Genomic DNA, 19,618 nt, shown 5'->3' with positions numbered 1-19,618 from the left:
ATTTCTGCCATTCGGGGATAAAAAAAGGGCCGCTGTCGCGGCCTTTTTCGTTGGGGAAATATTTTCAGGACTCTGCGGTCATCGATGCTTCGCGCATTTCCTCGGCTTCACTCTTTGCTCCATTGAAATACCAATTGAGCAGGACGGAAGCGATTTCTGTCGGCCGCCGTTCCCCTGGCCGTTATCTTGCCTCAGTGGGCAATGCAGGATTCGACTCCCGCACCCGATTCCACTACCAAGGATTTCGAAGAAATGGTCGTTTGGTTTTCATGAAGATCGTCACTTGGAACATCAACGGGGTCAAGGCGCGGCTCGGCAACCTGCTGGTCTGGCTGAAAGACAGCGATCCCGACATCGTCTGCCTGCAGGAAATCAAGTCAGTCGATGACCAGTTTCCTCGCGCCGAGATCGAGGCGCTGGGCTACAATGTCGAGACGCATGGCCAGAAAGGGTTCAACGGTGTCGCAATCCTGTCCAAGCTGCGCTTCGACGAGGTAAACCGCGGCCTTCCCGGCGATGACGGCGACGAGCAGGCGCGTTTCATCGAAGGGGTGTTTTCGACCGACAATGGCGTGCTGCGCGTCGTCTCGCTCTACCTGCCCAACGGCAATCCGATCGGAACGGACAAGTTTTCCTACAAGCTGTCCTGGATGGCGCGGCTGGAAAACTGGGCCAGGGACCGCCTTCTGCTTGAGGAGGCACTGATCCTCGCAGGCGACTACAATGTCATTCCCCAGCCTGTCGATGCCCGCAACCCGGACGCCTGGCTGAACGATGCCCTGTTCCAGCCAGAAAGCCGCCAGGCCTTCCGGCGCCTGCTCAATCTCGGCTTCACCGAGGCGACCCGCGCCGTCACCGACGCGGCCGGCACCTATACCTTCTGGGACTACCAGGCAGGCGCCTGGCAGAAGAACAACGGCATCCGCATCGACTTCCTGCTGATGTCGCCCGAAGCCGCCAACCGTCTTTCGACAGCGTCGATCGAAAAGCATGTTCGCGCGTGGGAAAAGCCTTCGGACCACGTGCCGGTAGCCGCCGAACTGGCCCTGGCGCCGGCATAAGGGCAAGATCAAGCAACGGGCAGAATTCGCCTCTGCCCGTTCATCCAGCTTCGAAAAGGTAATTCCCGGTCGCGAGCCACGCGCTTGCGCGCCCGGAGGCGTCAGCGCCTCGATTACTGGGCCGAGCCCTTGGTAAGGATGTCTTCTGCAAGCGCGATGGCCGTGCGGCGGTCCGCCTCCCCGGCCAGCGCGAAGGCCTCTTCCTGCATTCCGCGGATCCAGGGCTGGTCGACCGGCGCGGCGCGCTCAAGCGCAGCCGTCATCATGGCCAACCCGCGCACCACCTTGCCCGACTGGAACAGCAGGTTGCCGAGGGTAGCCTGCGCGCCGGCATGGCCCTTCTCGGCGGCGAGTTGGAACCAGCGGCCGGCCTGGCGCATGCTGGCCTTCACGCCGCCGTCGCCCTTGAGGAACATTTTGCCCATCTCGAACTGGGCGTCCGGGTTACGGTAGTTGGCGGCAGCGCGCATGAAATATTCCTGCGCGGCCATCTTGTTGGGCCTTATGGGGCTGTCGGGGATGCCCTTCTTCAGATAGCTGCCCAGCGCAAACAACGCGTCGGACACATAGCTTTCCTCAGGGCTGCCGGGCTCCACATCCTGCTCGACGATCTCGCTGTAGAATTTGAAGGCTTCAAAATCGTTCCGGTCGACGCCGTCGCCCTCAGCATACATGCGGGCAAGTTTCCAGGTGGCACCGATCTGGCCGTTCTCGGCCGCATAGCGATAGGCCTCAATCGCCTGCTGCTTGTGGCCGCTCTTGTAGGCCGAGAAGCCGAACTGGAACACAGCCCAGGGATTGGACTTGGCTCTCACCTCACCATTATCGTCAAAGACCTTGTCGTCGAGCGCCATGGCTCCGCCTGCGAAGCCGAAGGTTGCCACGGCTACGATGGCCGACAGGAAGGCTGTCCTAACGACATCAATCCGCATAGCAGCGTGCTTCTCTCGCGCGGCCGCTGGCAAAAGCGCCGGCAGCCGCCGACACTATTGCTCGTGCACAAATACATCCCGCGCCTGAATGCGCGGACACAAGTGCCGTATTCATCATACGACGACTTGGCAGTTTAACTGTCAAGATTTTGCTTGTGCCCATCTTCTTCATTCCGCAAAGCGCGGTTGCTTCAACCAATTTCTAAAATGCGTCCGGAGACCACCTTGAAGTGCTCCCGGTTTATGGCGGGAACACGGCAATTTCGCCGTGGCTCGTTCTAGCGCATTGCTTCACCGAAGACTGTTGCTGAATCGCCACAAGCCGGATGTTCACATTGCGCATGCGCACACTGCCCCCGGCGCCTTAACAAGCTGCCATTCGGGCAAAAAAAAGCCGGGCAACGCCCGGCTTTCTGAAATCAGCATTTCAAATTGCTTACCAGTTGACCTTGTAGCCGAGGTTGACGGCGAAAGCCCAGCCGTTGTCGACGGCGCTGTTGCCAGGGCCGTACATGGTTTCGCGCGCGGAGGTCAGGTAGGAGACGCCGAGGCCGCCGCGCAGCTCGCCGCCCAACTTGTCCCTGATCACGCCGCCGGCAGCCAGTGTGTAGGTGTCGCTGGAAAGATCCCAGCCGGTCCCGACGCCCTGGTCCCAGGTCAGGCTGAGCGCGCCCGAAACCGTTTCGTTGAAGGCATGGCCGATACCGCCGGTGACGGTCCAGCCGTCCTTCCAGTTGTAGATGTCGGCGCTGCCGACCTCAGGATTGTCCGTCAAAACAAGGAGTTCCTTCTGGACGCTCCAGTCGGTCCATTTGACCGAACCGAATGCCAACCAGCCGGGAGCGATGCCGCTCTGCATCTTGACTTCCACACTCTGCGGAAGATTGCCCTTTCCGAGCGCCGCAAATTCCGAGTTGAGGCCGGCTGCAGCCGCACCTTGCGCCATCAACAGCGTATCGGCGGCGAGTCCACCGTAGAGCGCCGCGTTCGGCAGATCCCCTCTCGCCAACGCCGCCTCGGCCAGTGACTTGAATTCCTTGGCTTTGGCGCCCAGTAGGGCCGCCGTCGGAATGTTCAGGTTACCCTCGGCACCGTAGGTGGTACCGGAGCGATACAAGACCTGGCCGCGGAGCGCGATCTCCGGAATCTCGTACGCCAGCCCGAGACGGTAGCCGTATTTCTGTCCATGCAGATTGAGAGTCGCATTGGGAAGTACAATGTCTCCTCCCGCGCCGTCAGGAATGGCATATTGGTTCAAACGACTATAGTCGAAATTTTCCACGAACCCGCCGCCGAGCACCCAGGCATAGCCCGGACCAGCCTGGAACCGTACACCGCAGGTCACCGCCTTTTCATTGGTGGTGAAATCTTCCTTGATCTTGCCGCTCGGCTTCGGCACGGCAAAGCTCACCGTGCCGCCATTGTTGTCCACCAAGGTGCCTGCGCAGCGGAGATCATCCGTGACGTTGATTTTGACCGCCGCGGACGGGATCACATAGTCGTCGGTGTAATTTGTTCCGACGAGGCCCGGAGCAGCGTCGAACTCGCTGTATTTCCGTGTCGGGCTGACATAGGTGATGCCGGTGCGCATGGCAAAGTTTCCATCCTCGTAGAGGATGTCAGTGTCGGCAGTGCCACGGGCAAAGCCGCCAGCGCTGGCCGATCCCGCGACAGCAATCGATACGAAGCCGGCACCCAGGACCGATCTAAAGAGCGCTGCATTCATGAAGTGTCCCTCCCCCGAACGTAGGTTTCGGCTAGAAAAACTATTTCCCGCCGGCGGTGCAACCACGTTTTGGCCGGCGGAGGAGCAGGAGGATGCCCAGGCGGCCGAAGCGGCCTGCCCGCTCCGCCGAAAAGCGCCAAAAACGATCACATTTGAACAAAAATGCCCGAGTTTTTTCGCGTGCTGCGGCGAAAAACACCGAAATCAGGGAGTTTTAGCGGGCTTCCGCAATGTTGTTACATTAAGGCAACAAGGTGGCAAAAAGTAGATGACGCTCAGCAGAGTGACGTAGCGTCACCGACATTTCGGCGGTGGGCGCCGCCCTGCGGCGGCGCCCGGAATCACAGGAATCGCGGGGGTCAGCCGGCCTCGCGAACCCGTGCCAGGGCGTTGTTCAGCTTCTCCTGAGCTTCCTGGAACTCGACCAGCTTCTCGCGCTCGCCGGCGACAATTTCGGGCGCCGCATTGGCCACGAACTTCTCGTTGGAGAGCTTCTTGTGGATGCGGGCCACCTCCTCGGTCACCTTGCCCAGTTCCTTCTGCAAGCGGGCTGCCTCAGCCTCCAGGTTGATCAGGCTGCCGAGCGGGAGGCAGGCGGTGGCCTCGCCGAGGACGATCTGGGCCGAGCCCTTCGGCGCGGCCTCCGCGAAGGTCACATCGTCGACGCGCGCCAGCCGCTTGATGGCAGAGTCGTGCCGTTCCAGGCGCGCTTTCGTGATTTCGTTGGCGCCAACCATCACCAGCGGCGCCATGGCTGCCGGCGGCACGTTCATCTCCGAGCGCACGGAACGGATGCCCGAGACGAGGTCGACCAGCCAGTTGATCTCGGCAGCCGCATCGGCGTCCTCGAAAGACGGTGCCGGCCATTCGGCATGGCACAGCAGCGTCGTGCGCTCCTGGCCCTCGCCGGCCGTGTGCGCCCACAGCTCCTCCGTCATGAAGGGCATGAAGGGGTGCAGCAGCTTGTAGATCTCGTCCAGCACGAACGCGGCTACTGCCCGGCTCTCCACCTTGGCCGCCTCGTCGTCGCCCATGAACACTGGCTTCAAGAGCTCCAGATACCAGTCGCAGAACAGGTTCCAGACGAAGCGATAGGCAGCGCCCGCCGCCTCGTTGAAGCGGTAGGAGGTGATGCCTTCGGTGATCTCGCGCGTGGCGCGCGACAGTTCCGTGAGGATCCAGCGGTTGACGGTGAGCTTGGCGTCCTGCAGCCAGAAGTCATCGTTGCGCGCAACGCCGTTCATTTCGGCAAAGCGGGTCGCGTTCCACAGCTTGGTGCCGAAGTTGCGGTACCCGGCGATGCGGGCCGGGTCGAGCTTAACGTCACGGCCCTGGGCGGCCATGATCGCCAGAGTGAAGCGAAGCGCGTCCGCGCCATACTCGTCGATCAGTTCCAGCGGATCGATGACGTTGCCTTTGGACTTCGACATCTTGGCGCCGTTCTTGTCGCGGACCAGCGCGTGAACGTAGACCGTGTGGAACGGCTCCTCGTCCATGAAATGCAGGCCCATCATCATCATGCGGGCGACCCAGAAGAAGATGATGTCGAAGCCGGTCACCAGCACGTCGGTCTGGTAGTAGGTCTTCAGCTCCGGTGTCTGATCCGGCCAGCCGAGCGTGGAGAACGGCCACAGCGCGGAAGAGAACCAGGTGTCGAGCACGTCCTCGTCGCGAGTGAGTATCTCGCCCGGCTTGAAGTTCTCCAGCTTGTCCTCGACCCAGGCCTTCCACGGGCCTTCCAGCGCCAGGTAATACTCGACGGCGGCATCTAGCGCCTCCTCTTCGGTCTTCTCGACGAAGACGTGGCCGTCCGGGCCGTACCAGGCCGGGATCTGATGACCCCACCACAGCTGGCGCGAGATGCACCAGGGCTGGATGTTTTCCATCCACTCGAAATAGGTCTTTTCCCAGTTCTTCGGCACGAAGTTGGTGCGACCTTCGCGAACCGACGCGATGGCCGGCTTGGCGAGCTCCGCGGCGTTCACATACCACTGGTCGGTCAGGAACGGCTCGATCGGCACGCCGCCGCGGTCGCCATGCGGCACGGTGTGGCGGTGCGGCTCGATCTTTTCGAGGAAGCCGCCGGCTTCCATCATCTCGACCACGAGCTTGCGCGCGGCAAAGCGGTCCTGGCCGTGCAGTGCATCAAGCGTCGCCTGCAGTTCAGCGGTAGAATCAAGGCCTTCGAGGAAGTCCTCGTTATCCTTGAGGTTTATGGTCGCCTCGGTGGTCATGATGTTGATGGCGCGCAGCTTGTGCCGCTTGCCGACCTCGAAGTCGTTGAAGTCGTGCGCAGGCGTGATCTTGACCGCGCCGCTGCCCTTTTCGGGATCGGAATATTCGTCGCCGACGATCGGGACCTTGCGACCCACCAGCGGCAGGACGACATTCTTGCCGATGAGGTGGCGATAGCGCTCGTCTTCCGGATGGACGGCAACACCAGTGTCGCCCAGCATCGTTTCAGGCCGGGTGGTGGCGACGGTGATGTAGGTCTTGGGGTTCTCCGGGTCGAAGGTCTCGCCCTCGATCGGATAGCGGAAGTGCCAGAGATTGCCGTTGACCTCAAGCTGCTCGACCTCGAGGTCGGAAATGGCGGTGAGCAGCTTGGGATCCCAATTCACAAGGCGCTTGTCCTTGTAAATCAGCCCTTCCTTGTAGAGCGTGACGAACACCTCGAGCACGGCCTTCGACAGGCCCTCATCCATGGTGAAGCGCTCGCGCGACCAGTCACACGAGGCGCCGAGACGCTTGAGCTGGTTGAAAATGGCGCCGCCGGATTCGGCCTTCCATTCCCAGATCTTCTCGATGAATTCCTCGCGCCCGATGTCGCGGCGATGGATCTTCTTCTCCGCCAGGCGACGCTCGACCACCATCTGGGTGGCGATGCCGGCATGGTCCATACCCGGCTGCCACAGCACGTTCTTGCCGCGCATGCGCTCGAACCGCACCAGAATGTCCTGCAGCGTGTTGTTGAGGGCGTGGCCCATATGCAGCGAGCCGGTGACGTTCGGCGGCGGAATTACGATCGAAAAGGCCTCCGCGCCCGGCTTCGAGCCGGCGCCAGCCTGGAAAGCGTTGGTTTCCTCCCAGGTACGGGCAATCTTGGGTTCGACGGTCTTGGCGTCGTAAGTCTTCTCAAGCATGGGAATTCGATCCGCATTGTCCGGAATTGGTCGATCCGGTGTAAATCGGAAGGCTATGGGCAAGTCAACTGCGGCGGGCCGAGTTGGTTGCCTGAGGGGTGGGAAGAGGCGTCCGATCTCGTCGTTCGCGCGGCGCCTTCGCTGGCGCGTTCCATCATCGCCACGCCCGGTTTTCACCGTCTGGCCTTTGAACTTGGGAAGACGGGCGGTCATCGGACGCGCTCATCGGAACAGTAATCAAGTGGCTAGGCGGCGTCTGCCGCCCGCCCTATCCACGCAAGAGCCGCTTTTCCTGCTTCCGGCCACATGGCGGGGAGCGTCTGCCCGATTGGAGGACTGGAAGCTCAGCCGCCGCGCGCGACCCGCTCGATCTCCTCGCGCACCAATCGCTCGACCAGGGTGGGCAGGTTGTTGTCCAGCCAGTCCTGCAGCATGGGCCGCAGCATCTGTTCGGCCATCTCGTCAAAAGTCTTGCGGCTGCGCGCGGCGAATGCCTCGGAAAGCTCGCCGAAGGCAGCGGCAACCTGACGGCCCGCATGCTCGGAAATGATGGCAGGCCTGACGGCTTCGCTGGGCGTCGGGGCCGAAACGGGATCGACCCTGGCAGGCTCCGAAAACACGGGATACTCGATGGCCGGCTCCTCGCGGGCTGCTTCAGGCTCGGCCACATATTCAGCCACAGGCTCATGACGCGGCGCCGCCGCCTGTTGGTCGAAAGCGTCCAACGCAGACGAAACTTCCTCCGGCTCTGCGTGCGGCGTCACACTCCACTCGGGCATCGCGAGAGCCGGTGTTTCGGTGTGCGTCCCGGCTGTTTCGGGCTGCTGCGCCGCGATCTCGAAATCACTCGCGGCCGGCTCCCGCTCGTACTCCGCTTCGCTGGCGATGCGTGCCTGAACCTCGGCCAACGACAGCGACCGATCAACTTCCGGCGCGGCGCGGGCAGCCCGCAATTCGGCGCGGAAGGCATCGACCTCGATGACGGCGCCATCGAGGCGGTCGCTTCCCGCCTCGTCGCGTGCAAGCGTGTCCTCGGCGCCCTTGCGGGCGCTGTCGCTGTCTTCGATGATCCTGCGGATGGAGGCCAGTATCTCCTCCATCGAGGGTTCGCGCTGCGCGTTGCTCGCTTGTGCCATCGTCACGTTTGCCGCCCCTGTGACTAGAATTTAACGATTCCTTCGGCGCCTAGACCGACAGGCTTCGAATCAAAGGTTAGCGTAGCGGACGGATGGGGCCGCGAGAATCCCCAAAGTAGAGGCACCGCCGATTTCAACAGAAAGGCTGCCCGCCGCGTTCAACCATCAAAAGCAAAAGGGAGGCGCCGAACGACGCCTCCCTTTTTCATACGACCAATACTGTATCCGCGGGTCTCAGCGCCCGTCCGGCGTCCGCAGACCGATCCACTTGTCCTTGACGGCCTCGTAATGTTCTTCCGGCCGGTACTCGGCAACCTGGAGGCCAAGCCGGCGCGCATAGAGCTGCCCCGTGGCTTGCAGGATGCCATAGCTGGCCGTCACGAATTGGTCCTCGGCTTGCGCAAGGTTGATTTCCGCGGTGATGAGATCGCTCTGCGTGATGAGGACGTCCAGCGTGGTGCGCTGACCGACATTGCGCTCCTCCACGATGCCCTCGAGAGCCAGCTTTGCGGCCACGACAGCCGAACGGTTCGCCTCAACGCCCTGCTTGGCGGAATTGTAGGCCGCCCAAGCGGCCGCTACCTGCGAACGCACCTGGTCGCCAATGACGTCGACCTGGATGCGTGCCTGGCCGAGCGATTCCTTGGACTGACGCACCTGGGCCGAGACGCGCCCACCCTGGTAGATCGGCACCGTAATCGTGGCGCCGATGCTGCCGAAATTGAAATAGTCCTTGCTGGTGCCCGGCGTGCCCTGGTCAGTGATCCCGTCGCTGATCCGCAGGTTGCGGGACACGCTGGCCGAGCCGGTGACCTGCGGCAGCAGCGCGCCTTCTGCCGACTTCACCGAGAAGCCGGCGGCATCGACCAGATATTGCGTCGCCAGAATTGCCGGATGCTGCCCGGCGGCCATGGTATAGGCCTCGGCCAAGCTCTTGGGCAGCATCTTGGCGATCGGCGCAACAGGAGAAAGCTTGCCCGGCTTCTCGCCGATGACCTGCTGGTAGATCGCCTCACTTGTTGCCACCTGTGCCCGCGCGGCGGCCAGCGTGGCGATTGCCTGCTGGCGTGCGGCCTCGGACTGCGCGACGTCGGTGCGAGTGCCCTCACCCACCTCCAGGCGCGACTTGGACGAACGCACCTGCTCGTCGAGGAACTTGAGGTTCTGTTCGCGCAGCACCGCGATCTGGCGGTTTTGAATCACGTCCGCATAGGCGCTGACGGCTTCGAACAGGATGTTCATTTCGTTGTTGCGCAGGTTTTCGTTTGCCGCGAACACCTGTGACTCCGCGGCGGCGACATTGTTCTTGGTCTGAAAGCCATCGAACAGAGTCTGATTGATCTGCACGCCGAAGCTGCCGGTCGTGAGTCGCGTTGCGAATTGTGACGTGTAATTGATGTTGCCGACGCCGGCGATGGTCGGGCGATAGCCTGACTTGGCGATTGCGACGTTCTCGTCGGTCACCCGCACACCGGCGCGCCCGGAATTCAACGTGGCGTTGTTCTGGTAAGCCTTTGCCATCGCGCCCATAATGGTCTCGGCAAAGCTCGGCGCAGTGGAAAGCGCGCTGGCAGACAAAAATACGGCAGCCAAAATGCCGGTGCGTACAAATGACACGACTAATCCCTCATTCGTTTCGACGGGAGACGTGTCGCACCGAGGGGAACCTTACGTTCCACACCAACGGTTCGTCTTGACGCCCCCCTGCTGAAACCTCACTCGAACGGAACGAGTACTCAGCAACGATGCTTTGATTCTAAAGCCACCACGAAGGCGGGTCAGTCGCAAGACGTTACCGCTTAAAATTCGAATTCGCGTGCACGTTCGAATCCCGGCAGTGGCCGAATTGCCGCATTAAATGCCCCGCGGCCGCTAACAACACCAGTAGTCTTAAAAAACAGACGGGCAATTCCGGCATTGCCCTGCCCTTCGACGGCCACGAGGCGGCCGCCTTCCTTGAGCTGATCGAGCAGTGCCTGGGGCACTTCATCCACCGAACCCTCAAGGAAAATAACGTCATAAGGCGCCTCGGCCCTATAGCCTTCGGTCAGCGCGCCCTGCACGACTGCGACGTTGTCGTAGCCGAATTTGGAGAGCGTGGCCGCAGCCGTTTCGGCAAGTACGGCGTCGCCTTCGAGCGCCACGACGGAGCTGGCCAGACGCGACAGCACGGCCGAGGAGTAGCCCGTGCCGCACCCGACATCGAGCACAAAGTCGGTCGGCCGGACAACTGCAAGTTGCAGCAGCTTGGCGAAGGGAGAAGGCTGCATCAGATAGCGCGCGGGCTTTCCAGCCTCGGCGGGCGCGATCTCGATATGGTCGTCGATATAGGCCAGGCTGCGCCACTTGGCGCCCACAAAGACTTCGCGCGGCACCGTCAACATGGCTTCCAGCACGCCCGCGTCGGTAACGTCGGTCGTGCGGATCTGGCCGTCGACCATCTTCACGCGCTGTTCGGAAAAATCAATGTCCATGCCCAAAACAACCCGTCTCGGCGCCAGCTATGCGCATTTCATTCCGGGTAGAACATTCGGGCGCAAGTTGCCGCCCTTTCCTGGCAGTATGGAGGCCTCGCCCGGAATCGAACCGGGGTGCAAGGATTTGCAGTCCTCTGCGTAACCACTCCGCCACGAGGCCTCGCCGCTGCCGGCGTTCTACGGGGGTTCAATAGGTTGCCAGATTTTTTGCGTCAAGCGGTCTGACGCGGTTCCCGCAAAACTTTCCTCGCCACCCTGGCGTGGCCACCACTGAACCAGGCCGCCCCAGCGAGCTTGAAACGGGTTTCGGGCAAAAAGCCGGCAACGGAAAAGGGCGGCTCTCGGCCGCCCTCATTCCACTCGGTCGAGAATCAGCGCACGGCGATGATGCCGGCGATGATGCCGGAGGCCATGTTTATGAGGAGATAGCTGTTGTCCACCCGCACCCACTCCTGGCCACGCCCGGGGCGCTTCAGGCCATGGCGATGATAATCGCGCACCACATGCTTGCGCTGCCATGCGGGCACGCGCTTGCCCTTGCTCCAGTGATGATGCTTCGGAGCCGGCTTGTAGTGATGATGCTTGTAATGCGGCGGCTTGCGATCGTGTCGGTATTCGACCTGGCTGCCATAGCCGCTGGGGTGAGCTTGCGCGGCGACTGGCGCGGCAAGCATGGAAACGGCGGCGAGAGCGAGAACGATGCGCTTCATTGGGAGGCTTCCTTTCGTGTTCGACACGAGGACCCTAGGCAGCACCCGATGAACGCAAACTGAACGGCGACATTACATTTCTGTAACGAATTCCGAGGCTTGCGCGCCTCCCCGCAAGATCCGAATCAAATCCGAATCGCCCGGCCTTCATGAATCGCCGTTTCGCCCGCCGCCATTGCGGCGCTGGCGCCAGCGTCCCCACCGGACAATGCCGCGCCGGCGATAACGGCGCACCAGCGCAAACTCATAGGAGAGCACAAGCAGCCCGAGGGGAATCATCCAGAAGCCGAGAATCGGCAAAAAGCCGAAGCAGCCGAGAATCGTCAGCCCGAATCCGATCGCCACCCGCTTCTTTCGCGACCGCGGCATGGCGAAATCGCGCCCCATGACCGAAATGACGCGACGCGGCGAGTCGTCCTGCTCTGTATTCTGGTTCGTCATAGGCGAAATGTAGTCCCTTTCCTGACCCGAAAACCCCACCCGGGCGGCCATCCGGCCCGGGCAGAGCGCCTCCATATGTGGATTTCCGGCCTTTTTTGAAGCGCCGGCTGAATATTCCACGAAAAAACGAGAATGGCACTTTGCAAAGTCGAAAAGGGTTTGCTATAGGCAGCCTCGTTCTTGAGCCGCTGTTCCCCGGTAGCTCAGTGGTAGAGCAACCGGCTGTTAACCGGTTGGTCGCTGGTTCGAATCCGGCCCGGGGAGCCACTTCTTTTAGACGCGCAAGAACATTTTCCAAACACCGAAATTTCACAGGCGCGTCGCAGGTATCGCGCTCGCTTATACTTTCCGATTACTGCCACAGGCACGTTGGAGCGCCGACACGTTCTCACTGGAAGAGATCGAAGGATCCGTGCCGGTAGACTCGCCCGCCCTTCATCACGAAGTCCACTTTCGCCGTTGCAGCAATATCCTTGAACGGATTTCCCGGCATGGCGACGATGTCGGCCTGTTTGCCAGGCGCGAGCACGCCGATGTCATCGCGCTGCAGCAGTTCGGCCGCGACGCTTGTGGCTGCCTTCAAGGCGCGCGCGGTGGTGAGGCCGGCCGCCGTCATCGCCTGAAACTCGAGTATTCCTTCGCTGAAGGGAAACATGCCGCAATCTGTTCCGTACGCGATTCTCGCATTGCTTCGCGCCATGCGCTTCTGCGCGTCCTCGATGGCCGCAACGTCACGGCGGAACTTCCAGACTGCATGTTCGGGAAGCTTTCCCGCCAGCAGCAGCGCCTTGTCCTCCCGGGTCATTTGCATGGTGGGCACCAGGAACGCTCCCGCCTTCTGCGCCATCGCAACGCCTTCGTCGTCAATGAGGTAGCAATGCTCCAGGCTGCGGGCACCGGCACGCAGGGCCTGCTTGCATCCTTCCGCGGCTCCGGTGTGCACTGCGAGCGGCATGCCCAGCTGTTGCGCGGTCTGCCCGACGGCCTGCATCTCGTCTTCGAACCAGGTCACTCTGGCCGGATCATCGCCGGCGCTCATGTAGCCGCCGGTGTTCATGGTCTTGATCCAATCGCCGCCAAATGCGTGCTCCATTCGCACCAGTTCGCGAATTTTCGCCGGCGAGTCCGCGACCCTGGACAAACCCATATGACAGCGGCACGGGAACATGCCCTGGATGTCGGCGTGGCCGGCGGTCGCGCTGATCATGTGCGCCGCCACGACCAGGCGGGGGCCTCGGGCCGTGCCGGCTGCGATGGCGTCGCGCAAATTGACGGTCGGCCATTCCGGGTCCAGCGTGCCCATGTCCCGGAGGGTGGTGAAGCCGTAGCGCATATATTGCTGGGCGTAGTGCAGTCCAGCGAGGGCCTTCGCAGGAGAACACTGGAGCGTCTGCCGGGCCAGGTTGAGCCCGTCGACGCAGAGATGGACGTGCGTGTCGATGAAACCGGGAGATACGGTGCGGTCGCTCAGATCGATAACTTTCGCACCGCCCGGCCGGCCCACGGAGGCGGAGACTTCGGCTATTGCGTCATCTTCGATCAGAACCTCCGAAGGGCCGAGCACCGCGCCGTTCAAGCCGTCGAACAGGCTTCCGCATATGATGACAGTCTTTGTCATTCCTGCCTCCTCGGCAGTTGCTGCATCGATGCATCCTCGCGCATCCTGCGGCTCAGGACCGCTCGGCCCCCTCTCCGCTTCCGTCCTCGGGCTTCGAACCGGGCTGGTCCGGGGTTTTCGCGGTCGGAAGGCGCCAGCCATACCTGATTGCCATCACGCGCAGCGAAAAGCACAGCACGAGCGCCACGGCCGTTACCGGAACTTCCGGCAAGCGTAGCGCGTGGCCGACGACCACGACTGCAGCGGCGGCCAGCGCCGCCATTGCATAAAGTTCCGCGCGCAGCACGATCGGGATCTCGGCCAGCAGCACGTCCCGGACCATGCCGCCGCCTATGCCGGTTACCATGCCAAGCACCACCGCCATGACCGGGTTGAGGCCGTAGGTGAGCGCCTTGGATGCCCCGGTGACGGCAAACAGCGACAGGCCCGCCGCATCGAACAGAAGGACCGAGTGCGACAATCGCTCGATCCCGGACGAGAAGTAGAAGGTGACCACCCCGGCAAAGAGCGACACGCCGAGATAGCGCCAGTCGTTGACCGAGGCAGGGGGGACTGCACCGATAAGCAGGTCGCGGGCGATGCCGCCTGCGGTTGCCGCCGCAAACGACAGCACCAGAACGCCGAAAAAATCCAGCTTGCGCCTGACACCTGCCAGGGCACCGCTCAGCGCAAAGACGAAGGTTCCCGACAGATCAAGCACATACGGGAGCGTCTCGATGATATGGCTTCCGGTGTCGGACACAGAGCATACGTGCCTTGCATGCGAGCCTCGCCGAACGCAGTGCTTACGCTTTCAGCCATGCGCGGGTCGCCACGACCAGCGTCTCGACCCCGATTCGCAAGGTGGGATCAAGAACGGGCGCGAATTTGGGGCTGTGGTTCACCGGCAGCTCGTTGATCCGGTTTTCCTTTTTCGCCTTCGCGTAGATTTCCGGGTCTGTGCCACCCACAAACCAGAAAACCGAGGGAACCTTCCATTCGGATCCGAACGATCCGAAATCCTCGCTGGCTGGCGCGGGCCCGGTTTCATGGACGTGGTGCGATCCGAAATAGCCCCGGAATGCATCCCCCACGCGTTTGGTTGCCTCTGCATTGTTGACGTTGAGGGGATAGCTGTCGAGCGGCGTGATCTCGGGCGGGCGGGGCGCGCCGGAGGCGGCCGCTTCGGCGTTGACGATCCGTTCGATCGCGGCCAGCACGCGGGTGCGGACGCCTGCATCGAACGTCCGGACATTGAGCTTGATGATGGCCTCGTCGGGAATGACGTTTTCCTTGGTGCCTGCTTGCAAGACCCCAACCGTGACAACGGCGGCTTCGGCGGCGGCAATCTCGCGCGACACCACGGTCTGAAGGCGCATGACCGTGGATGCAGCCATCACCACGGGATCAATGCTTGCCTGCGGCATCGAGCCATGCGCGCCACGCCCGAACAGGCGGATCTGCAGGCTGTCCGCTGCCGAGGTGATGGGCCCCACGCGCCCAGCAACAGTGCCTGCCGGCCCCACCATGACATGCTGGCCGAGGATCACGTCGGGCTTTGGAAAGCGGGTGAACAGGCCGTCCTGGATCATGGCCCGTGCGCCCTCGCCCGTTTCTTCTGCCGGTTGGAATACCGCCATCAGCGTGCCGCGCCAGGATGATCGCGCCTCGGCGAGCAGCTTGGTCGCCCCGGCAAGCCAGGTCACGTGCATGTCATGGCCGCACATGTGCGAGACGGGGACCGTCTGGCCTTCGCGGTCGGTGGCGGTTGCCGTGCTGGCATAGTCGAGACCGGTCGCTTCCTTGATGGGCAGCGCATCCATATCGGCCCGCAGCATGACGGTCGGGCCATCGCCGTTGCGAAGCAGGCCGACCACGCCCGTGTTGCCGACACCCGTCGTGACCTCATAGCCGGCCGCTCGAAGACGCTCGGCCGCCAGGCCGGCGGTGCGCGTCTCTTGCATCGAAAGTTCCGGATGCGAATGGATGTCCTTGTAAAGGCTGGTCAGGTCGGGAAGCAGCGCGTCAAGATTTCGCAATGCCGGGTCGGGAGAACTCGGTTGAGGCCCCATGATCGTTCTCCATTGCTGCTGCCAGGGTAACTAGCTCGCGCAACCCGTTTCAGAATGAGCGTAACGCGAATTTGAAATCACCCGCGCCCGACCGCCGCTGGCACCGGCCAGCGCGGGAGGGGCCGCAAACGGCGACAAACAGCCCGATCGCTAAAATCCGAGGCTTTGTGTTGAGCCTTTTTCAAGCGAGCCGAGCCTATTTTTTTCCTGGGGGCGGATGGAGGCTCTAATGAGATCGGATTTCGCCGCCGCCCGGCGTCACCTGGAAATTGCGCAGCAAAAACTTCAAGGCGGCGACCCCGCCAGCCGAAAGCTGCAGGAAGCAATCGAACTGCTGGTGGAACTTGCGCTGACCGCGGAGCACATGCCGCGCAGGGGCGAGGTTCTGCTGTTTCCGCGCAAAATGCCCAACGCGCTATAAAAGCCTGGCCGCCTGAGCGAGATCACCGTCGGCAGCCTGACCCGCGGGTTTCTTCGAGGGCGACAATATCTGGCCTAACGGTGGCTCGATTGCCTGCGCCACAAGCCGGCGACATACTTGCTGTGTCATGACCAATCGGCGCCACCAACGCCACAGCAGGCCGCCTGGGCCGGAATGCCGGACAGTTTCGTGAATCGCACGCTTCCGCTGATACTCGCCGTCGCTCTTTTCATGGAAAACATGGACTCGACGGTGATCTCGACCTCGCTGCCGGCGATTGCCGCCGACATAGGCACCAGCCCGATCGCTCTGAAGCTGGCGCTGACCGCATATCTGGTGGCGCTGGCCGTGTTCATCCCGGTAAGCGGCTGGATGGCGGACCGCTTCGGCGCCAAGAACGTGTTCCGGGCGGCAATCGCGGTCTTCGTCGTCGGCTCGGTGGCCTGCGCCGTCTCGGGATCACTGGCCGAATTCGTGGTATCGCGCTTCCTGCAAGGCATGGGCGGGGCGATGATGACGCCCGTGGGAAGGCTGGTGCTGGTGCGCGCCACGCCGAAGAGCGAGCTGGTGGCCGCAATGTCCTGGCTGACCATTCCGGCGCTGGTGGGGCCCTTAGTGGGCCCGCCGGTGGGCGGTTTCATCACCACCTATTTCACCTGGCACTGGATCTTCCTGATCAATGTACCGATCGGAATCGTTGGCATGTGGCTAGCGACGCGGTTCCTGCCCAAGACGCCGGGCAACGGCGTGCCGCCTCTGGACGTGGCCGGCTTCGTGCTTAGCGGCGTGGCGGCCTCCGGCGTGGTCTTCGGACTTTCGGTGGTGAGCCTTCCGGCGCTGCCGCCAAGCGTGGGAATCGTCACCCTCGGCGTCGGGCTGCTTTCGGGCGCGCTATATCTCGTTCATGCGCGCCGGGCGGCTCATCCGGTTCTTGCGCTGAGCCTTTTTCGAAACCAGGTGTTCCGCGCCTCCGTTCTGGGCGGCAGCCTGTTCCGCATCGGCATCGGCGCCGTGCCTTTCCTGCTGCCGCTCATGCTGCAGATCGGCTTCGGGCTGACGCCGTTCGAGTCGGGCATGATCACCTTCGTCTCGGCCCTCGGCGCCATCGGCATGAAATTGGTGACCGCCTGGCTGTTCAGGAAAGCGGGATTCCGCTGGGTGCTTATCCTCGGCTCTCTCGTTTCCGGCGCCACCATAGCCGTCTATGGCTTCTTCACGCCGCAGACGCCCTACCCACTGATGCTGGCGATATTGCTGGTCGGCGGCTTCATCCGCTCGATGTTCTTCACCGGCGTGAATGCGCTGGCCTATGCCGAAATCTCCGACGCCGACACCAGCAAGGCTACCCCGATAACCGCCGTGTTCCAGCAGATCAGCATTGCGCTTGGCGTGGCGGTGGGCGGTGGCCTGCTGGAGGTCAGCACGCAACTGCATGGCGGCACGCTGACCCTCGCCGACTTTCACACGGCGTTCTTTCTGGTCGCCGCAATCTCGGCAACGGCATCGTTCTTCTTCATGGCGCTTGCAGCCGACGCGGGCAGCGCGGTTTCGGGCCATGGCGGGCGCAAGGCCCGCGCGATCGAGGCCGCGCCAAGGGGCTGAAGCCGACGCGCGGCCTCAGTCCGCTGTTGTCTCCGAACTGGCGCGGCCCTTGAAATCCTTCGCCAGCAGGTAGAGCTCCGCCGATTCCTCGCGCGAGGCCGGCGGCTTGACGTGATGCACGCTGCGGAAATTCTGCTTCAACCGGGTGAGCAGATCCGCCTCGGTTCCACCCTGAAAGGTCTTGGCCAGGAAGTGACCGCCCGGCCGCAGCACCGAAATGGCGAAGTCGGCCGCCACCTCGCACAGATGCATGGTGCGAATATGGTCGGTGCGGCGGTGGCCCGTGGTGGGCGCCGCCATGTCAGACAGCACCAGGTCCGGTTCGCCGCCCAGAGCCTCGATCAGCTTGGCGGGCGCCTCGTCGTCTAGGAAGTCCATCTGCAGCACCGGCGCGCCGGGCACGGCATCCATGCCCAGATAATCGATGCCGATGACATGTGGGTTTTCCGGCGTCGACTTCGTGCGTGCCGCCGCCACCTGGCACCAACCGCCGGGGGCCGCGCCAAGATCGATCACCCGCAGGCCCGGCTTGAGCAGATGATAGCGATCGTCGATCTCGATCAGCTTGTAGGCCGCGCGCGAGCGATAGCCGTCCGCCTTGGACCGGTGCACATAGGGGTCGTTCATGTGGCGCTCGAGCCAGCGGCGCGACGACTCCTTGAGCCCGCTCTTCTTCTTGATGCGCGTTTTCAGCACGCGCGTGGCGGCTTTTTCGGGTTTTTTGGTCATGGACGTGATCCGTTCCGCCAGTTGCGGCGCCAAACGCCGTCTTCGGCCATCAATTCGCTCAATATGCCTTCACGCAAGCCGCGATCCGCCACCCGCAGCCGATCCGAAGGCCACACGCGCCGAATCGCCTCGAGGATGGCGCAGCCCGCCAGCACCAGGTCGGCGCGGTCGGCGCCGATGCAGGCATTGGCCACGCGCGCCTGGAAATCCCAGCCCAGCAGCTTCTCGATCATGCGGTCCACGCTGGCATTGTCCATCCACAGGCCATCGACCCGGCGCCGGTCGTAGCGCTCCAGCCCCAGATGCACGCCGGCGAGAGTGGTGACAGTGCCCGAGGTGCCCAGCAGGTGGAAACGCGACCTATCCATCAGATGATCGATGCGGTCCCGCCCCTCGAAGCCCGCCAGCCGGTCGGCCACATCGGCAACCATGGCCGCAAAGCTTTCCGGCGTGACATGGCGACCGCCGAATCGCTCAGCCAGCGAGACAACGCCCACCGGCAGCGAGGTCCACGACACGATGTGGTTGGCGAGGCGCGCCGAACGGCGCCCGGAAATGTCGATCAAAGCGATCTCGGACGAGCCGCCGCCGATGTCGAACAGGACGACGCCTTCGGTGCCGCGCTCCACGAGCGAGCCGCAGCCGGAGACGGCGAGGCGCGCCTCGGTCTGGCGGTCGATGATCTCCAGCTTCAGTCCCGCCTCGGCTTCGACGCGCGCAAGGAATTCGGCGCCGTTCTCGGCCGAGCGGCACGCCTCGGTTGCGATCAGCCTTGCGCGCCGGATGGAGCGGCTGCCAAGCTTGTCGCCGCAAACCTTCAACGCCTCGATGGCGCGGTCCATGGCCGCCTGCGACAGACGCCCGGTGGTGGAAAGCCCCTCGCCCAGGCGCACGATCCGCGAAAAGGCATCGACCACCCTGAACTGGCCCGGCCGCCCCGGAACCGCAACCAGCAGGCGGCAGTTGTTGGTGCCCAGGTCGAGCGCGGCAAAGACCGGGAGGTCTCCCGTCTCTACTCGTCGTTCCTTGCGCCGGTCGACGATGGCGACGGAAATGTTGCTGCGAGCTGCTTCCGCAACCCCGCGGCGGCCGGCCTGCGCCTGGGGAGCAGCAGCCTTGCCGGCAGGCGCGACCTTACCAGCGGGCGCAGGCGCGCCATCGCGCGCGAAAACCTTGCGGCCGCGCTTGCGTTTGCGACGCTTCTTGCCCTTGGGGGCCTGCGGTGCCTCGGCCCTCGCCTGCCTGTCGGCGGATCGAGAGCCCGGCGCCCGTTTTTTCGGGCTGGCCGTCGGGTTTCCCGGTCCGCCGCGCGGCGACCGGCTCCCGCTGGACACGCCCGCTTCCGGCGCCCGCGCGCCGGTTTCGGGGTCTTCCACCTGCAATGTCCTTCTTGCGTCGCGCGAACCGAGAGGACGCTGCAGACGCTTCGATTTTTCAGTTGGGCGCAGGATAGCAGCGCCGGGCTGCTTCACCAAGGGCATCGATGAAAAATAGACCCGCACGGCGCTCGACTTGAAGGTTGAACAGCCGGCTTCGATCAGGCATTTCTGGAACAACACCGCCGCTGGGGG

At 63.0% G+C, this 19,618-nt stretch carries 16 protein-coding genes and 2 tRNA genes; 4 read left to right on the top strand and 14 right to left on the bottom strand.

Features of this window, described 5'->3' with window-relative positions:
* Positions 1–269 precede the first annotated feature (269 nt).
* Complete coding sequence (xth, locus tag ABLE86_RS12310; RefSeq protein ID WP_348779258.1) at positions 270–1,061, top strand: exodeoxyribonuclease III; 792 nt, start codon at positions 270–272, stop codon at positions 1,059–1,061.
* Between the two features lie 113 nt (positions 1,062–1,174).
* On the opposite strand, the gene ABLE86_RS12305 is transcribed toward xth, so the two are convergent.
* The 9 genes from ABLE86_RS12305 to ABLE86_RS12265 all read right to left on the bottom strand — a co-directional run bounded on the left by ABLE86_RS12305 (position 1,175) and on the right by ABLE86_RS12265 (position 11,626).
* Positions 1,175–1,993 carry a tetratricopeptide repeat protein gene (locus ABLE86_RS12305; RefSeq protein WP_348779257.1) on the bottom strand — a complete coding sequence of 273 codons (819 nt, stop codon included), beginning with the start codon at positions 1,991–1,993 and terminating at the stop codon, positions 1,175–1,177.
* Between the two features lie 436 nt (positions 1,994–2,429).
* Positions 2,430–3,719 carry an aromatic hydrocarbon degradation protein gene (locus tag ABLE86_RS12300; RefSeq protein ID WP_348779256.1) on the bottom strand — a complete coding sequence of 430 codons (1,290 nt, stop codon included), beginning with the start codon at positions 3,717–3,719 and terminating at the stop codon, positions 2,430–2,432.
* Between the two features lie 359 nt (positions 3,720–4,078).
* Positions 4,079–6,862, bottom strand: a complete 2,784-nt coding sequence (locus tag ABLE86_RS12295) for a valine--tRNA ligase (protein WP_348779255.1) — start codon at positions 6,860–6,862, stop codon at positions 4,079–4,081.
* 344 nt (positions 6,863–7,206) lie between these two features.
* Entirely contained in the window at positions 7,207–7,998 is a 792-nt protein-coding gene (locus ABLE86_RS12290) for a PopZ family protein (protein WP_348779617.1), read from the bottom strand.
* A 234-nt stretch (positions 7,999–8,232) separates the two neighbouring features.
* Positions 8,233–9,615: a TolC family outer membrane protein gene (locus ABLE86_RS12285; protein ID WP_348779254.1), complete on the bottom strand. Its 1,383-nt coding sequence runs from the start codon at positions 9,613–9,615 to the stop codon at positions 8,233–8,235.
* A 182-nt stretch (positions 9,616–9,797) separates the two neighbouring features.
* Positions 9,798–10,472, bottom strand: a complete 675-nt coding sequence (locus ABLE86_RS12280) for a protein-L-isoaspartate O-methyltransferase (protein WP_348779253.1) — start codon at positions 10,470–10,472, stop codon at positions 9,798–9,800.
* An 89-nt stretch (positions 10,473–10,561) separates the two neighbouring features.
* Positions 10,562–10,635 (bottom strand) — tRNA-Cys (locus ABLE86_RS12275).
* Between the two features lie 211 nt (positions 10,636–10,846).
* Positions 10,847–11,185: an RcnB family protein gene (locus ABLE86_RS12270; RefSeq protein ID WP_348779252.1), complete on the bottom strand. Its 339-nt coding sequence runs from the start codon at positions 11,183–11,185 to the stop codon at positions 10,847–10,849.
* 147 nt (positions 11,186–11,332) lie between these two features.
* Complete coding sequence (locus ABLE86_RS12265; RefSeq protein ID WP_348779616.1) at positions 11,333–11,626, bottom strand: hypothetical protein; 294 nt, start codon at positions 11,624–11,626, stop codon at positions 11,333–11,335.
* 192 nt (positions 11,627–11,818) lie between these two features.
* On the opposite strand from ABLE86_RS12265, the gene ABLE86_RS12260 reads away from it, so the two are divergent.
* Positions 11,819–11,893, top strand: a tRNA-Asn gene (locus tag ABLE86_RS12260).
* 121 nt (positions 11,894–12,014) lie between these two features.
* On the opposite strand, the gene ABLE86_RS12255 is transcribed toward ABLE86_RS12260, so the two are convergent.
* The 3 genes from ABLE86_RS12255 to ABLE86_RS12245 all read right to left on the bottom strand — a co-directional run bounded on the left by ABLE86_RS12255 (position 12,015) and on the right by ABLE86_RS12245 (position 15,295).
* Entirely contained in the window at positions 12,015–13,202 is a 1,188-nt protein-coding gene (locus ABLE86_RS12255) for an amidohydrolase family protein (RefSeq protein ID WP_348779251.1), read from the bottom strand.
* A gap of 94 nt (positions 13,203–13,296) precedes the next feature.
* Positions 13,297–13,986 (bottom strand): trimeric intracellular cation channel family protein, encoded by a 690-nt coding sequence (locus tag ABLE86_RS12250; RefSeq protein WP_348779250.1) that lies wholly within the window; start codon positions 13,984–13,986, stop codon positions 13,297–13,299.
* A 43-nt stretch (positions 13,987–14,029) separates the two neighbouring features.
* On the bottom strand, positions 14,030–15,295 hold the full coding sequence (locus ABLE86_RS12245; RefSeq protein ID WP_348779249.1) for a M20 family metallopeptidase: 1,266 nt from the start codon (positions 15,293–15,295) through the stop codon (positions 14,030–14,032).
* A gap of 229 nt (positions 15,296–15,524) precedes the next feature.
* Here ABLE86_RS12245 and ABLE86_RS12240 point away from each other — a divergent pair, with 229 nt between their 5' ends.
* Both ABLE86_RS12240 and ABLE86_RS12235 read left to right on the top strand, forming a co-directional pair.
* Entirely contained in the window at positions 15,525–15,716 is a 192-nt protein-coding gene (locus ABLE86_RS12240; RefSeq protein WP_348779248.1) for a hypothetical protein, read from the top strand.
* A gap of 189 nt (positions 15,717–15,905) precedes the next feature.
* On the top strand, positions 15,906–17,318 hold the full coding sequence (locus tag ABLE86_RS12235; RefSeq protein WP_348779247.1) for an MFS transporter: 1,413 nt from the start codon (positions 15,906–15,908) through the stop codon (positions 17,316–17,318).
* Positions 17,319–17,333: 15 nt separating this feature from the next.
* On the opposite strand, the gene ABLE86_RS12230 is transcribed toward ABLE86_RS12235, so the two are convergent.
* Both ABLE86_RS12230 and ABLE86_RS12225 read right to left on the bottom strand, forming a co-directional pair.
* Positions 17,334–18,047 (bottom strand): RlmE family RNA methyltransferase, encoded by a 714-nt coding sequence (locus ABLE86_RS12230; protein ID WP_348779246.1) that lies wholly within the window; start codon positions 18,045–18,047, stop codon positions 17,334–17,336.
* Positions 18,044–19,423, bottom strand: a complete 1,380-nt coding sequence (locus tag ABLE86_RS12225) for a Ppx/GppA family phosphatase (protein ID WP_348779245.1) — start codon at positions 19,421–19,423, stop codon at positions 18,044–18,046. The genes ABLE86_RS12230 and ABLE86_RS12225 overlap by 4 nt, the downstream gene beginning before the upstream one ends.
* Positions 19,424–19,618: the final 195 nt, after the last annotated feature.

Origin of the sequence: Mesorhizobium sp. KR2-14, assembly GCF_040049255.1 — a bacterium.
GTDB lineage: Bacteria > Pseudomonadota > Alphaproteobacteria > Rhizobiales > Rhizobiaceae > Pseudaminobacter.
This window is presented reverse-complemented; position numbering and strand designations above follow the sequence as displayed.